Source organism: Streptomyces sp. 8N706, from assembly GCF_052245415.1.
Lineage (GTDB): Bacteria > Actinomycetota > Actinomycetes > Streptomycetales > Streptomycetaceae > Streptomyces.
In genome coordinates, this window is the sequence record NZ_JBQQBW010000055.1 from 18,753 (window position 1) to 34,122 (window position 15,370).

Sequence of the window (15,370 nt, forward strand, 5' to 3'; positions counted from 1 at the left end):
AGCCCGGGAGGAGGCTCGGCGGGCGGCTCAGGGGGACAGCGGGGAGCGGCTCAGCGCTGGCGGAAGCCGATCGTGGGGACGGCGCGGCGCAGCGGCCCGGGGCGGCCTCCGGCGGGCAGCAGGTCGTCGAGGAAGGCGTAGTGCCGGAGGGCGGCCGCCTGGTCGTCGTAGGACTTCACATGCTGCCACCAGGCAGCGACCTCGACCCAGCCCGGGGCGGAGAGCGAGCCGCCGAACTCCTGGACGGAGAGGGCGGCCGTCAGACCGGCGAAGGCGAGCCGGTCGGCGAGCGGCCAGCCGGCCAGGGTGCCGGTGACGAAACCGGCGACGAAGACGTCCCCGGCGCCGGTCGGGTCGAGCGCCTCGACCCGGATGGCGGGCACCTCGGCCGTCTCGCCGGTGCGGCCGTCCACGGCGTACGCGCCGTCGGCGCCCATGGTGACGACGGCGAGCGGCACCTTGTCGGCGAGCGCGTGGGCGGCGGCGCGCGGCGAGTCGGTGCGGGTGTAGCGCATCGCTTCCTCGGCGTTGGGGAGGAAGGCCTCGCAGTGCGCCAGATCGGCGAGGGCGGCGAGCTCCCAGCGGCCGGAGTCGTCCCAGCCGACGTCGGCGAAGATACGGCTGCCGCGGCGCGCGGCGACCGCGACCCAGTCCTCGACGCGGCCGGGGGCGAGGGAGGCGACGCAGGCGCGGGCGGGGGGCGGGCACTCGGGGGCGCCCTCCTGGTCGAGTACGGCGGGCTGCGGCGCCTCGTGGCCGTGCGACACCATCGTGCGCTCGCCCTCGTAGGCCATGGAGACGGTGACCGGGGAGTGCCAGCCGCGTACCCGGTGGGACTGGGTGAGGTCGATGCCCTCGCCGTTCTCGAGGCTGTCCCAGCAGTAGTCGCCGTACATGTCGTCCCCGAAGGCGGCGGCGAGGGAGGTGCGCAGACCGAGCCGGGCGAGGGCGGTGGCCATGTTGGCGACCCCGCCGGGGCTGGAGCCCATGCCGCGCGCCCAGGACTCGGTGCCGCGGACGGGGGCGCTGTCGAGCCCGGTGAAAATGATGTCGAGGAAGACGGAGCCGGTGAGGTACACGTCGACGGGCGGGTCGGCAGGGGTGCGGAGGGCAGCCAGCGGGTCGAGCAGACGGCCGGCCGCCGCCACGACGTCCGCCGCCGGCGGACCGCCCGATGGCTGGTTTCCGTCTCCTGACATCACCATGACTCCCTGGCCTCACCACGATCGTCGCAGGTTGCACCACTGTGCCCCAACGTAAGGATCCGGCCAAGCTCAGCGGATGCGGTGCTCGCGCCAGAAGGCGCGCAGGTCCTGGGGGGTGGCCGCTCGGGCGGCTCGCTGGAAGTCGGCGGTGGTGGCGACACCGTGCCAGTGGTCGCGGACGTACTGGCGGAGCAGCCGCGCCATCGCCGGGCCGCCGATCTTCCGCTCCAGGTCGTGCAGGGCGCAGGAGCCGTTGACGTAGACGACGGTTCTCCAGGCGGACTCCCGGCCCGTCCCGCCGCGGGCCCAGTGACCCATGGAACGGGTGATCGCGTCGTCCCGGCGCGGCCAGGAGACCCGTTCCCAGCAGCCCGGGCGGTGGTCTCCACGGAACACGTCGGCCGCGTAGACGGCGAAGGACTCGTCCAGCCAGGGCTCGCGGAACTGGTCGTTGCCGACGATGCCGTACCACCACTGGTGGGCCACTTCGTGCGCCACGGCCATACGCGCCGAGCTCAGGAGGACGAGGCCGGGGTACTCCATGTTGCCGGACGTGGCGTCGAAACCCGTCGTGGAGGACGAGATCGACCTCCCCGTCCGGGTAACGGCCGTAGCGCTCCCCGAAGTCGTCCAGCGCGGCGGCTGCCTCCTTCCGGGCCGCCTCGGCACCGGCCGCCGAAGTGGTGGGGGTCCGGTAGGAGTTGACCCTCACACCGCCCCATGAGACATCAGCAGCCGTACGGAACGGCCCCGCCGCCCAGGCGAAGTCGCGGACCCGTGGCGCGGTGCCGGTGGTCACGGTCCGGCCCCGCTCCCCCGGCCGGGCGACGGCCGTCCCCGTCGTGGGAACCTTCAGCCGCGACGGGTGATCGAGCCGTACCCGGAAGTCGGCCACGAGGCTGTGGTAGCTCTCGCCGAAGCCCACGTCGGGGTCCAGATGACGGCCTGCTGCCAGGACGGGCACGGCATTGCCGAGGAAGCGGTAGTCGCCCGACCGGCCGAAGCGCTCGGCGCGGTCGGGCACGGCGAGCGACAGCCGGAATCCCAGGGTGGTCCGGCCTCCGTGCGGCAGCGGCTCCGCCAGATCGACGCGGAGCGCCGTGCAACCGACAGAGGTGCCCCCCGGGCTGCCGCCTTCGATACGGGTGATCCGCACCGGCGGCGGCGTACTCCGGCAGCCCTCGCGGGAGTTGCCCCAGAGCCGCAGGTGCACCGTGTGCAGGGGCGCCCCGGTGGTGTTGGTGAACGATGTCCGCTGCCGGCCGGTCCAGTGCGTGCCGCTGCGGTCGCTGCGCAGCCGGATGTCGTACACGGGCCGTGCGAGGTCCCCGGCGGCGCGCGACGCACCACCGCCGCCCGGCGCGGCCGCCGCGGCGGTCCCGGGGTGCGCGCCGGGCACGGGAGCACCGGGCACGGCGGCCCGTACGGAAGGACTGGCAGCCGCCCGGTCGGCGGCGCCCGGTGCCCCGCCGGGTACGGTCAGCAGCGCGGCGGCCACCGCGGCCGGAAGGGCGGAGCGGACGGTCCGTTTCATGGCGCGGCCCGGGGTGCGGCCGGCTCGTTCAGCCGGACCTCCACCTCGCCGAGTGGCAGGACCTCCGCCTCGCCGAGTGCGCACGACTTCGCCATCGACTGCCCTGGATCTCGTTGCCTGCGGCATGCCTGGTGCGCGGCCCTGATGCCAGGCTACGCCGGGTCGCCCGGCACCGCCCGCCGATCACGGGGCGCGCTCAGGGGCCGCCTTGAGGTGCCCGTTCACCGGCGCCGCTCAGCGGCCGCGCCACCCGTGACGTTCTTCCGCGGTGCCCTGCTCGACGGTTGGGGGCGATCGGCGCCGGGGACTCCCCGCCTTCTGACCCGTCGTCGAGCCCTCCCGGCCCGGCCACCGCAGAGATGCCCGGCCGGCCTCGACGCAGGGGTCGGCGAACGTGCCCACCGGGCGCGCGGGCGGGCTCAGCGGCCGCGCTTCAGCGGCGCTTGGGCAGCGAGACCCTCAACAGATCGCGGGCAAGGGTCAGTTCCCCTTCGAAACCGGCAGCCCGCGCCTGGCGTTCGAACTCCGCGGGATCGGAGTAGCGCTGGGAGAAGTGCGTGAGCACCAGATGACCCACCCCCGCCTCCGCGGCAGCACGGCCTGCCTGACCAGCCGTCAGATGACCGTGCTCCTCGGCCAGTCGTATCTCCTCGTCCAGGAAGGTCGACTCGATGACGAGCATGTCGCACCGCTCGGCGAGAGCCTGCACCCCCTCGCACATCCGGGTGTCCATGACGAACGCGAAACTCTGCCCCCGCCGTGCCTCGCTCACCTCATCGAGGGTGACCGTGACGCCGTCCGCGGTGGTGAGCACGCCCTCGCGCTGGATCCGGCCGATCTCGGGGCCGCGGATCCCGTACGCGGCCAGCCGGTCGGGGAGAATGCGCCGTCCGTCCGGCTCGGTGAGCCGGTAGCCGAAGGCCTCCACGGAGTGCGAGAGCCTGCGGGCCTCGAGGGTGAAGTGCGGCCCGGCGACGATAACGCCGCCCTCGCCGGAGACCGGTTCCTCGCGCAGCTGCACGGTCTCGCGGTAGGCGGTGGAGTAGCGCAGCCGGTCGAAGAAGCGCTTGCCGCTCGCCGGGTAGTACGCGGTGACCGGATGAGGGACCCGGTCGAGGTTGATGCGCTGGACGACCCCGGCGAGGCCGAGGGAGTGATCTCCGTGGAAGTGTGTGACACAGAGCCGGGTGAGGTCGTGGGCGGCGACGCCCGCCAGCAGCATCTGCCGCTGGGTGCCCTCACCGGGGTCGAACAGGATGCCCTCGCCGTCCCAGCGCAGCAGATAGCCGTTGTGGTTCCGGTGCCGGGTCGGGACCTGACTCGCGGTGCCGAGGACGACGAGTTCGCGGGAGGACACCGGGACGCCTTATCCGGGCGGCCAGTTGAGGCCGCGGCCGCCGAGCACATGCGCATGGGCGTGGAAGACGGTCTGGCCCGCGCCCGAACCGGTGTTGAAGACGATGCGGTACCCCGTGCCGTCGACCTTGTCCTCGGCCGCCACCTCGCCCGCCTCACGCAGTATGTCCGCCGTGAGCTGCGGCTCGGCGGCCGCGAGGGTGGCGGCGTCGCGGTAGTGCGCCTTGGGGATGACGAGGACATGCGTGGGCGCCTGGGGGTTGATGTCGCGGAACGCGACGGTGGTCTCCGTCTCGCGTACGACGTCCGCCGGGACCTCCCCCGCGGCGATCTTGCAGAACAGGCAGTCGGCCTGCGGTTCTCCCGCCATTGCCCGAGCCCTCCTTCACCGAGTCCACTGAGCACGCTTCGAGCCGAGTACGCACCGAGCCGAGTGCTGTTCTCGAGCCGAGTGCTGTTCGATCAGTACGGTCGCATGCTAGCGGGCCCGCCCCTCAGCCCCGGTATCCGCGGCGCCGCCGGGCGTCTCCGCTGCCCGGGCAGACGACGGCAGGCAGCGCCAGGGCGGAGCCGGGGAAGGCCGCGAGCACCGCCGGGCCCCGTCCGCGGGACCCGCCACCACGCGTACCTCCACGAGACCCGGCAGGAGGACGGCAGACCGTCACGGCCACCGACGGACAGCCACACGCCACCGCGAGCACGTCCGCGCGGACCCGCTCCGACACTCCACGCAGCAGCTCGGTCAGGAACAACCGGAGCGGTACGTCCTCGGGCGCAGCGTCCACGGCGGCGCGCAGGCGGATCAGCGGTTTCTCATCGCCATGGGCACTCCCTACAAGGGTGCCCGGGGTCCGGTGCCTCGGCGGACGGCAGGGTTCCGGCCCGGGCGTTACGGGTGCGGGCGACCCGTGAAAAACCTGCCGTTCCGGTGAGCGCGATGGCGGGCGAGCAGCACTCCGACGACTGGTCGAGGCGGGATCGTGGCTGCGGCCGCACCGCCTCGCGTGGTCGCACAGAGCACGACGGTCCACCCCCATCGTGGTGAGGCCGTTGGCTGTACTCACCCGAACCGGCCGACGGTACGGTTCTGGTGTCGCAGCAGAACGGAGCCCCAGGATGCCCGACGACACCGGCATGCACATCGGCGCGCGGATTGCGGAACAGCGCAAGTTGGCGCATCTGACACAGCGCGGCCTCGCCCAGTCAGCACACGTCTCGTTCAGTCTGCTCAGCAAGGTGGAGAGCGGCCACAGGCCGGCCTCACCGGCTCTCGTCGCGGCATGCGCCCGAGCACTCGGCATCGAGAGCAGCGTGCTGGTGGGCCAGCCGTACACAGAGGAAATCCGAGCCGACCGATTCGAGGCGCCCCTGGCGGCGCTCCGCGCCAGCCTGGAGAACTGGGACATGGCGCTCGACACCGGCGTGCCGCTGCGCCCGCTCGACCACATCGCCCCATCAGTCAGCGGGCTGGGGCAGGCACGACGCGCCGCGAACTACCTCAAGGTGGCCCGCGACGCCCCGGCGGTCATTGACGAGCTGGTGGAGTCGACCCAGCAGTACGAGGGCTCCCGGAGGGAACGCGCGCACCAGTTGCTCGCGTACACCTACCGGTGTGTGCACGATGTGGTGTACAAGCTCGGGCACCTCGATCTGGGGAACACCGTGCTCGCCCGCATGTCGTACAGCGCAGAGCGGAGCGGCGACCCGTACATGGTCATGCTGACCGCCTACCTCCGGGCGCAGGGGAGTTTCAGCACCGGTCGGCACGATGTCGGGCTGCGGCTGATGAATCGGTCTCTCGACGACGTCGAGGAAGCCGCCACAGCGGGGGAGCGTGCCGCACTGTGCGTGCAGGGCAACCTACGGCTGCGGGCGGCGATCCTGGCCGCCCGCAGCGGAGACGCGGAGCAGGCGCGTGCCGAGCTGGACGAGGCAGCGGCCACAGCGAAGCGGCTGGGTGGCGACACGCAGAATTACGTGTTGTCCTTCGGCCCGTCCAACACCTCCATTCACAAGGTGGCGGTGGAGGTGGAGCTGGGCAACTACGGCCGTGCGGTACAGGAAGCCCGGGAGATCCGCTTTCCCGCCGAGTTCGTCGAGACCTCACCCGACCGGGTCGGCCACCACTTCATCGACCTCAGCCGCGCCCAACTGTGGACCGGCGACCGCGGCGGAGCGCTGGAGTCATTGCAGAAGGCCCGCCACGCCGCCCCCCAACAGGCCCGCTTCCACCCTCACGCCCGGGAAACGGTCCTCGCACTGCGCCGGGCGGACCGGCAGAGCAGTGAGACACTGGCCAACTTGGCTCACTGGATGGGTATCTAACGGTTTGTCAAGGACCGTGGGTTTCACAAGCTGTGAAACCCACATGCCTTCCGCATCGGCACTCTGTGACGGTCAGAACACCGTCCGTACACGGAGCCGACCATGTCCACCAGTCCCGACCGACCGCTCGCCTACATTTACGACCGGCACGCGACGCGGTCGCCCGGTACCCTCGATCTCCGTCTCGACGGCTGCCGCACGTACGCGGAACGGCAGGGCTGGGAGGTGGCCGGTCACTGGGTCGACCGCGGAGACGACGCGCTGAGCGAGGAGCACCGCCCCCAGCTGGACGCCCTGTGTGCCGCGATGGGCCGGTGCTCCGACGCCCGTACGAGAGTTTGTCTGGTGCACAGCTGGGAGCGCTTGTGCCGCGACGCCATGGCGCGCGAGCGGTTGAGCCGCAGGGTCGCGCTCGCCGGTGGCCGCACCGTCACCAGCTTCGGCCAGTCCGACGAGAGCGCACGCGCGACGCTCGCACCGTCGGAGGGCTGAGCCATGAGCACGGAGCGGATGTGCCATTGGCACAAGGAGTGGACGAGCGAGGGCGTTCTCGTCGCCGCTGTCGAGACCGGGAGCGGACCGGGCGCGATGTTCTACGCCTGCCCCGACTGCCGGGAGCGGTACGGGCTCCAGCCGCTGGACCCGAACGGCGACAGCGCCCCCGGGCCGGGTTGAACCGGGTTGGCCCCACAGGCCCCTGCCCAGAAGACAGCAGGCTCCCGGGAGCGTACGCGCTGTGGCCTCCCGCTCGGGCGCCGGATCCTGTGACCAGCGTCGCATTGCATCAACCGAGGGCGGCACCCTCGTGGGGTGCCGCCCTCGCAGGGAGTCGATGACCTGCTGTGGCCGCGGCTACCGGGAGACGGAGCCGATGTTCTTGGATCTGTCGACGGCGACGCACTGGGCCCGGGTGTGGCTGCCGGAGGCGGTGAGGGTCAGGCTGTTGGGGTTGCCGCAGTTGTTGTTCTGCCGCCCCTCCTGCGCGGTGTTCTGCTGGAACAGGCCAGCTGTGCTGGAGCCGCCTTCGGCCTCTGCGCCGTCGCTGATCTCGGCGGTGCCCACGCGGGTGGAGTGGTCGATCGTCTTGCAACGGGTCTCCGCCCGGCTGTCCGTCAGGGTGATGCTGGAGTTGTTGGGGTTGGCGCAGTTGTTGTTCTGCCGCCCCTCCTGCGCGGTGTTCTGCTGGAACGCCGTGCCGGCTGTGCTGGAGCCGCCGGTGGTGCGGGCCCCGCCGGTCTTGGTGACGGCGTGCTTGGTGTGGGAGCCATCCTTGTTGGTGCAGTGGCTGTCCACCCGGCCACCGGTTGCGGTGATACGGGAGGCGTTGAGGTTGGCGCAGTTGTTGTTCTGCCGGCCCTCCTGCGCGGTGTTCTGCTGAGTCACGGTGGTGCCGGCTGTGCTGGAGCCGCCCGTGGTGCGGGCGCCGCCGGTCTTGGTGACGGTGTGCTTGGTGTGGGAGCGGTCCTTGTTGGTGCAGTGGCTGTCCACCCGGCCACTGTCACTCAGGCCGATGCTGGAGTTATTGGGGTTGGCGCAGTTGTTGTTCTGCCGCCCCTCCTGCGCGGTGTTCTGCTGGGCCACAAACGCAGCTTGGCTGGAGCCGCCGGTGGTGCGCGCCCCGCCGGTCTTGGTGACGGCGTGCTTGGTGTGGGAGCCATCCTTGTTGGTGCAGTGGCTGTCCACCCGGCCGCCTCTCGGGGTGATGATGGAGACGTTGGGGTTGGCGCAGTTGGCGTTCTGGCGCCCCTCCTGGGCGGTGTTCTGCTGAAGCACGGCGTCGGCCGTGGCGGTGCCACCGGTGGTGCGGGCCCCGCCGGTCTTGGTGAGGGCGTGCTTGGTGTGGGAACGGTCCTTGTTGGTGCAGTGGCTGTCCAAACGGCTGTCCGCCACGTCGATCCCGGAGACGTTGGGGTTGGCGCAGTTGGCGTTCTGCCGTCCCTCCTGCGCGGTGTTCTGCTCGAACGCCGTACCCGCCGTGCTGGAGCCGCCGGTGGTGCGGGCGCCGCCGGTCTTGGTGACGGCGTGCTTGGTGCGGGAACGGTCCTTGCCGGTGCAGTGGCTGCGCGCCCGGCTGTCCGCCAGTTCGAAGTTGCTGTTGGGGTTGGCGCAGTTGGCGTTCTGCCGCCCCTCCTGCGCGGTGTTCTGCTGGGCCACAAACGCACTTTGGCTGGAGCCGCCGGTGGTATGTGCCCCGCCGGTCTTGGTGACGGCGTGCTTGGTGTGGGAGCGGTCCTTGCCGGTGCAGTGGCTGTCCGCCCGGCTGTCCATCAGCTCGAAGAAGCTGGAGGCATTGGGGTTGGCGCAGTTGTTGTTCTGCCGTCCCTCCTGCGCGGTGTTCTGCTCGAACGCCGTACCCGCCGTGCTGCTGCCGCCGGTGGTGCGGGCCCCGCCGGTCTTGGTCCCGCTGTGTTTGTTGTGGGAGAGGTCCTTGGCGGTGCAATGGCTGCGCAGCCGACTGTCCACCAGTTCGAGGCCGGAGGCGTTGGGGTTGGAGCAGTTGTTGTTCTGCCGGCCCTTTTGAGCCGTGTTCTGCTGGACCACGTTCTCAGCCGTGCTGGAGCCGCCGGTGGTGCTGGCCCCGCCGCCCTCAGTCAGAGTGTCCTTGTTGAAGGACGCGTCGCCGGTCGCACAACGGGTCTCCGCAAGGGAATCGGTCAGTCTCGGTGCCCCGAGGAAGCTGTTCGGGTTGGAGCAATTGTTGTTCTGCCGGTGTGCCTGCGCGGTGTTCTGCTGCGACAGATCGCCGCCCGTGCTGGAGCCGCCGGTGGCGGTGGCGCCGTGGTCGGCGGCGAAGGCGATCCCAGAACCGGTGGACACCAGGCCGCCCACCACCAAGGCCGCCAGCGTGGTCCTCCTGATCTTTTGCAGTTGCACCATTTCTCCTACGGCGGACTCGGGGTCGAAACGTTCTGAACGTCTCTTCTCAACGACGTCCGAGTCCGGTGGGACATTGGCATGAACCGGCGTTCCCCCGCACGGCCCACAGAGGCTCGATCGGCTGGTCGCGACCGCGCTCCGGCCGGAAGGTCTCCACCGCGTACTGCTCCCGCTCGTCCCGTAGCAGGGTCGCCCACCGGATCGGCTTCCACCGTGGGGGCGTCCGTTGCCGGGGCGACATTCAGCCAGGTCAGCGAACGTACACGCGCTGGGAAGGCGGCGGCCCCTCCCGGGGATCGACCGCTCGCGACAGCGCCCCCGGGCCGGGTTGGCCCCAGCCCCCTCCGCAACGGGCCACCCGCCCCGGTCGTCGTCCGCCCCCGGTCGTCCGCCCCCGGTCGTCCGCTCGCGCCGTGGCGGACGACCGGGCCTGCGTCATGCCTGGGCCCGTCGCCGCGATCACGGCAGGGAAACGGCGCCCTCGCCCGGATCACGGCAGGAACAACGGTGCCGTCCCCGGGATCACGGCAGGGACGGCGGTGTCTTCGCCGGGGTCTCGGCGAGGGCCTCCAGTGCGAGGCGGATCGCCTCGTCGAGCTGGGGGTCGCGGGCCGCGGCCCAGTCCTGCGGGGTGTGGACGACCTCGACGTCCGGGTCGACCCCGTGGTTCTCCACGTCCCAGCCGAACCCCTCCAGCCAGAAGGCGTACTTGGGCTGGGTGACGGATGTGCCGTCGACCAGACCGTAACGGTGGTCGATGCCGATCACCCCGCCCCAGGTGCGGGTACCCACCACCGGCCCGATACCGAGGGCCTTGATCGCCGCGTTGACGATGTCGCCGTCGGAACCGGAGAACTCGTTGGCGACGGCGACGACCGGCCCGCGGGGCGCGTCCAGCGGGTAGCTCAGGGGCGCCATACCGCGCGGCAGGTCCCAGCCGACGATCCGGCGGGCCAGCTTCTCGACGACCAGCTGGGAGGTGTGTCCGCCGCGGTTCTCGCGGACGTCCACCACCAGGCCCTCACGGGCGACCTCCACCCGCAGATCGCGGTGGAGCTGCGCCCATCCGGAGCCGACCATGTCGGGCACATGGAGATAGCCGAGACGGCCGCCCGACTGCTCGTGGACGTAGGCACGCCGGTCGGCGACCCATGCGTGGTAGCGCAGCGGTTCCTCGTCGGCGAGGGGTACGACGACGACGTGCCGGGGGTCACCGCCCCCGGCCGGGGCGATCGTCAGCTCCACGGGCTTGCCCGCCGCGCCGACCAGCAGCGGTCCCGGGCCGGTGACGGGGTCCACCCGGTGCCCGTCGACGGCGAGGATCGCGTCCCCGGCCCGTACGGCCACACCGGGCGCCGTGAGCGGTGAGCGGGCGTGCGGGTCGGATGTCTCGGAGGGCAGGATCCGGTCGATCCGCCACACCCCCTGCGCCGCACCGGACCCGGCCGCACCACCGGCACCGGCCCCTTCACCGCTCGCGTCGACGTAGGAGAGGTCCGCACCGAGCAGGCCCTGCCGGTGGGCGGGATCCCCGGGGCCGCCGGGCGGGGTGACGTACGCATGGGAGGTGCCCAGCTCGCCCTGGACCTCCCACAGCAGATCGACGAGGTCGTCGTGGGTGGCGACTCTGGCGAGTACGGGGCGGTAGCGGTCGAGCACCGCGTCCCAGTCGACGCCGCCCAGGTCGGGGCGCCAGAAGTGGTCCCGCATCAGCCGACCGGCCTCCGCGTACATCTGCGGCCACTCGGCTTCCGGGTCGACCGTCAGCCGGATGCGCGACAGGTCGACGGTGGTGCCGTCCGCACCGCCGTCGTCATCGGCGGGCTTGCTGTCGGCCGGTACGATCCGCAGCTTGTCGTGGGTGGTGAGCAGCACCCGCTTGCCGTCGCCGGTGACGGCGAAGTCCTCGGCCTCCTCGGCGAGTTCCTCCACCCGCCGCTGTCCGAGGTCGTAGCGCTCCAGCGCCGTGGCCGGGCCGTCGTCCTCGGGTCCGGCGAGGGACGCGCCGAGGACGCCGCGCAGCGGATGGCGCAGCCACAGCACTCCGCCCTCGGCGGCGCGCAGCGTGGAATAACGGCCGCCCTCCACCGGGAAGGGCACGGCGCGGTCGGCGAGCCCGTCGAGGTCGATACGGGTGGCCGGCGGGGCGTGCTCCTCGCCGTCACGGCGGTCGCCGTCGCCCTCGGGCTTCTCGTCCTCGACGGGGCGGCCGTACCGCTGCGGGCCGAACGGCGAGGGCGTGGCCGCCGCAAGGGTGATCAGATGCGGACGGCAGGCGCCCACGAACGCGAGGTCGAAGACATGCGCGTCGTAGACCGGGTCGAAGGCCCGCTCGGAGAGGAAGGCGAGGTGCCTGCCGTCGGTGGTGAAGGCGGGCGAGAAGTCGTTGAAGCGCAGCGGGGTGGCGTCGGCGACCGACAGATCGGCGGTGTTGGCGATCTTCAGCTGCCGCAGCGGGCCGGGGCCGGGGTGGGACCAGGCGAGCCAGCCGGAGTCGGGCGAGAAGACCAGGCCGTCGGCGTCCCCGTACGCGCTGCTCGCAACCTCGCGGACCTCGCCGGACTCACGCTCCACGAGCAGGACGCGGCCGTCGTGGGAGGCCACCGCGACCCGGCTGCCATCGGGGGCCACGGCGAGGTCGAGGACCCGGCCGAGCTGCCCGGCGGCGAGGCGGCGCGGGGCGGCTCCGGGCGCCGTACCGGCGGCGGGGGCGAATTCGAGGGCGTCCTCCCCCTCCGCGTCCGTGACCCAGACGACATGCTCCGCGCCGCGGGAGCTGCCGCGGCCGTCGCGGGCGGCGTGGAAGGTGCGGGGCATACGGGCCCGTACGCCGGGTTCGGCGGCGAGCGCGCGGGCCGGGCCCTCGCGGTGGGTGACCCAGTGGATGCTGCCGCGCACCTCGACGGCGCTTCCGCGGCCGGTCCGGTCGGGGCGGGCGTCGCCGAGATACGCGGCGGCGCGGACCGGGTGCGGCTGGAGGTCGCTGCGCTGTCCTCCCAGGCGGATGTCGAGGCGGCGCGGCTCGGCGTTCTCCAGGTCCTCCAGCAGCCAGAGTTCACCGGCGGAGGAGTAGATGACCCGCGTGCCGTCGGTGGCGGCGTGGCGGGCGTAGAAGCCTCCCCCGGGCTCCGTGGCCCCCACGGCGGTGTGGCGACGCAGGTCGGAGCCGTCGGGCAGGGAGGAGTAGAGCGCGCCGACGCCCTCGTGGTCGGAGAGGAAGGCGATCCTGCCCTGGCCGCCCTGGCCGCCTTCGCCGGAGGACACCCCGGTCACCCACAGCGGGCACTCCAGGTTTCCGTCCAGCCCGGCGTGGAGCCGTTCGAACTCCCCGCCGCCCGTGCGGTCGATCCACAACTTGCCTGCCGTGCCACCGCGGTAGCGCTTCCAGGCGGCGGCCTCGCGCCCCATCGTGGCCGACAGCAGGAGCACGGCTCCGTCCGGCCCGTACGCCACGTCACCGACCGGTCCGTACGGGAGCGTACGAGCCGGGCCGCCGTCCGGCGGGACGGCCCGTGCCCAGGTGCGGCGCAACGACGCCTGCCCGTACGCACTGATCGCCAGGATGTCGCCGTCGGGGGTCCAGCCGCGGACCGAGGTTTTGACGCTGCCCCAGTACGTCAGCCGGGCCGAACGGCCGCCGTCGAGCGGAGCGGTGTGCACCTCGGGGGCCCCGTCGCGGGTCGACGTCCAGGCGATGTGCCGGCCGTCGGGAGAGATCCGTGGGTGCGAAACGGGCATGTTGTCCGCGCTGACACGCCAGGCGCGGCCGCCGTCGAGAGGCGCCGCCCAGACGTCGTCCTCGGCGGTGAAGGCGATCAACTCGCCGTGCAAGTGCGGGAACCGGAGGTACGAAGGCTGCGTCACGCCCGCCACACTAACCAGGCGACCCCACCCCCCACCAGCGGTTTCAAGCAGGTGGGGACCGGCTCGCGCGGAACGCCGCGGTCCGTACCGGCCGCTCAGGACCAGCGGCCGGTACGCCCCAGGAGGAGCGCCGTGGCCGCCGTACCGGCGGTGGAGGTACGCAGCACGGTCGGACCCAGCCGGTACGGCTTCGCGCCCGCCTCCGCGAAGACCGCCAACTCCTCCGGCGAGACACCGCCTTCCGGGCCCACGACCAGCACGATGTCGCCCTCGGCGGGGAGTTCGGCGGTGGCCAGGGGCTCGCTGTCGCAGTCACGGTCCTCGTGGAGGACGGCGGCGAAGGCGGCCCGGCCGAGAAGGGCCGCGACCTGCTTGGTCGTCATCGCCTCCGCGACGTCGGGGAAGCGCACCCGGCGCGACTGCTTGCCCGCCTCGCGGGCCGTACTCCGCCACTTGGCGAGGGACTTGGCGCCCCGGTCGCCCCTCCACTGGGTGATGCAGCGGGCCGCCTGCCACGGCACGATCGCGTCGACGCCGGTCTCGGTCATGGTCTCGACGGCCAGTTCGCCTCGGTCGCCCTTGGGGAGGGCCTGGACGACGGTGATCCGCGGGGACGGCTCCTCCTCGGCGGAGCACGCACCCACCTGGACGACCAGCCGGTCCTTGCCCTCGACCGCGCGCACCACGCCGTCCAGCCGGCTGCCGTGCCCGTCGGTCAGGACGACGTCCTCCCCGGGGCGCATCCGCCGTACCGAGACGGCGTGCCGCCCCTCGGCGCCATCCAGCACGAACTCGGCCGTGCGGGGCACGGCATCGACGACGAAGACCGGTGCGGTCACGAGGCGGCGCCCCGCGTCAACGACGCCCGTGCGGCCTCCATTTCGGACGCCAGGACCTCGACGAGCCGGCCCGCGGGCATCTCGCGCGCCATCCGGTGGCCCTGCCCCGCCCACAGCGCCATGCCCTGCGGGTCCCCGGCCGCGGCCGCGGCCTTGCGCAGCCCGGCCGTGAGGTAGTGGATCTGCGGATACGCGGCCGGGGCGTACGGGCCGTGCTCACGGATGAATCGGTTGACCAGCCCGCGCGCCGGACGGCCGGAGAAGGCCCGGGTCAGCTCGGTGCCGGGGAACATCGGGTCGGTGAGGGCCCGCTTGTGCAGGGCGTTCGCACCGGATTCGGGGCAGACGAGGAACGCCGTGCCGAGCTGGGCCGCAGTGGCCCCGGCGGCCAGTACGGCCGCGATCTGCCCGCCGCGCATCAGCCCGCCGGCGGCGACGATCGGCAGCTGTACGGCCTCACGGACCTGGGTGATGAGCGTCAGCAGGCCCACTCCGGTGCCGGTGCCGTCGGCGTACGGGTCGTCGTGGTGGGTGCTCTGGTGGCCGCCCGCCTCGATGCCCTGCACACAGACGGCGTCGGCCCCGGACCACTGGGCGGCCTGCGCCTCGGCGGGGGTGGTGACGGTGACCACGGTCAGGGTGCCCGCGGCGGTGAGGGCGTCGAAGACGGCCCGGGAGGGGCAGCCGAAGGTGAAGGAGACGACCGGGACCGGGTTGTCCAGAAGGATCGCGAGCTTGGCCTCGTAGGCGTCGTCGGTGCTGCCGTCCGTGTCACCGAGCGGGGTCTCGTACCAGCTCGCCTCGCCCGCGAGCTGCTCCCGGTAGACCTCGACGGCGGCCGGGTCGGCGACGGAGGGCTGCGGCATGAACAGATTCACGCCGAAGGGCCGGGCGGTGAGCCCGCGCAGCTGCTTGATCTCCTCGTACATGGCCTCCGGCGTCTTGTACCCGGCGGCCAGGAAGCCGAGGCCACCGGCGTCGGAGACCGCGGCGGCGAGCTCCGGGCCGGAGGCGCCACCGGCCATGGGGGCCTGCACGATGGGGTACGGCGAGAGATCGGTGAGCGCGGAGGGCATGACCACATGGTGTCACGTCCCCGGCCCGCGCCCTCGAACGGGCTCGGCTCCGTGCGACCGGGTCGGGCGGCGGTCCCGCCCCGGGAGAGCGGCACCCGGGCCGCCGGGCGGGTCGTAAGCGCGGGGGGCGGAATGGGCAAGCGCGGAAAGCACGGGGGCGGAAAGCGCGGGGCGGAGGAGCCGACGAGCCGGACGGCGTGCGGCCCCAGGCTCCCTCCGGCCGAAGCACGGGGCCGCGGGCGGGGATCGGGCCGCCGGGGAGGACCGGGCTTCGGACCGCGGGCGGGGATCAGG

General features: G+C 72.6%; 12 protein-coding genes. 4 read left to right on the forward strand and 8 right to left on the reverse strand.

All coding sequences use genetic code 11. The features are described 5' to 3' along the window. Nucleotides 1-50 precede the first annotated feature (50 nt). Both ACTWQE_RS20810 and ACTWQE_RS20815 read right to left on the reverse strand, forming a co-directional pair. Nucleotides 51-1,199, reverse strand: a complete 1,149-nt coding sequence (locus tag ACTWQE_RS20810; RefSeq protein WP_443330505.1) for a carbohydrate kinase family protein — start codon at nt 1,197-1,199, stop codon at nt 51-53. Between the two features lie 75 nt (nt 1,200-1,274). Next, a complete protein-coding gene (locus ACTWQE_RS20815; RefSeq protein ID WP_443330506.1) occupies nt 1,275-1,748 on the reverse strand; it encodes a M1 family aminopeptidase in 474 nt (157 codons plus the stop codon). A 158-nt stretch (nt 1,749-1,906) separates the two neighbouring features. On the opposite strand from ACTWQE_RS20815, the gene ACTWQE_RS20820 reads away from it, so the two are divergent. Beyond that, on the forward strand, nt 1,907-2,074 hold the full coding sequence (locus ACTWQE_RS20820) for a hypothetical protein (RefSeq protein ID WP_443330507.1): 168 nt from the start codon (nt 1,907-1,909) through the stop codon (nt 2,072-2,074). Nucleotides 2,075-3,172: 1,098 nt separating this feature from the next. Here ACTWQE_RS20820 and ACTWQE_RS20825 read toward each other — a convergent pair. Beyond that, on the reverse strand, nt 3,173-4,096 hold the full coding sequence (locus ACTWQE_RS20825) for a ribonuclease Z (protein ID WP_443330508.1): 924 nt from the start codon (nt 4,094-4,096) through the stop codon (nt 3,173-3,175). A 9-nt stretch (nt 4,097-4,105) separates the two neighbouring features. After that, nucleotides 4,106-4,465, reverse strand: coding sequence for a histidine triad nucleotide-binding protein (locus ACTWQE_RS20830; RefSeq protein ID WP_443330509.1), 360 nt, complete (start codon nt 4,463-4,465; stop codon nt 4,106-4,108). Nucleotides 4,466-5,211: 746 nt separating this feature from the next. Here ACTWQE_RS20830 and ACTWQE_RS20835 point away from each other — a divergent pair. The 3 genes from ACTWQE_RS20835 to ACTWQE_RS20845 all read left to right on the forward strand — a co-directional run bounded on the left by ACTWQE_RS20835 (nt 5,212) and on the right by ACTWQE_RS20845 (nt 7,095). Beyond that, nucleotides 5,212-6,420 (forward strand): helix-turn-helix domain-containing protein, encoded by a 1,209-nt coding sequence (locus ACTWQE_RS20835; protein ID WP_443330510.1) that lies wholly within the window; start codon nt 5,212-5,214, stop codon nt 6,418-6,420. Between the two features lie 102 nt (nt 6,421-6,522). After that, nucleotides 6,523-6,912 (forward strand): recombinase family protein, encoded by a 390-nt coding sequence (locus ACTWQE_RS20840; RefSeq protein ID WP_443330511.1) that lies wholly within the window; start codon nt 6,523-6,525, stop codon nt 6,910-6,912. 3 nt (nt 6,913-6,915) lie between these two features. Next, nucleotides 6,916-7,095: a hypothetical protein gene (locus tag ACTWQE_RS20845; protein WP_443330512.1), complete on the forward strand. Its 180-nt coding sequence runs from the start codon at nt 6,916-6,918 to the stop codon at nt 7,093-7,095. Nucleotides 7,096-7,272: 177 nt separating this feature from the next. On the opposite strand, the gene ACTWQE_RS20850 is transcribed toward ACTWQE_RS20845, so the two are convergent. From ACTWQE_RS20850 to ACTWQE_RS20865, 4 genes are all read right to left on the reverse strand, one after another. Then, nucleotides 7,273-9,297, reverse strand: coding sequence for a hypothetical protein (locus ACTWQE_RS20850; protein ID WP_443330513.1), 2,025 nt, complete (start codon nt 9,295-9,297; stop codon nt 7,273-7,275). Nucleotides 9,298-9,819: 522 nt separating this feature from the next. Beyond that, on the reverse strand, nt 9,820-13,161 hold the full coding sequence (locus ACTWQE_RS20855; RefSeq protein WP_443330514.1) for a S41 family peptidase: 3,342 nt from the start codon (nt 13,159-13,161) through the stop codon (nt 9,820-9,822). Nucleotides 13,162-13,256: 95 nt separating this feature from the next. Next, the gene (locus ACTWQE_RS20860) at nt 13,257-14,000 is read right to left on the reverse strand and encodes a 16S rRNA (uracil(1498)-N(3))-methyltransferase (RefSeq protein WP_443330515.1); all 744 of its coding nucleotides are present in this window, start codon (nt 13,998-14,000) and stop codon (nt 13,257-13,259) included. After that, nucleotides 13,997-15,076 carry a nitronate monooxygenase gene (locus ACTWQE_RS20865; RefSeq protein ID WP_443330516.1) on the reverse strand — a complete coding sequence of 360 codons (1,080 nt, stop codon included), beginning with the start codon at nt 15,074-15,076 and terminating at the stop codon, nt 13,997-13,999. The genes ACTWQE_RS20860 and ACTWQE_RS20865 overlap by 4 nt, the downstream gene beginning before the upstream one ends. Nucleotides 15,077-15,370 lie beyond the last annotated feature (294 nt).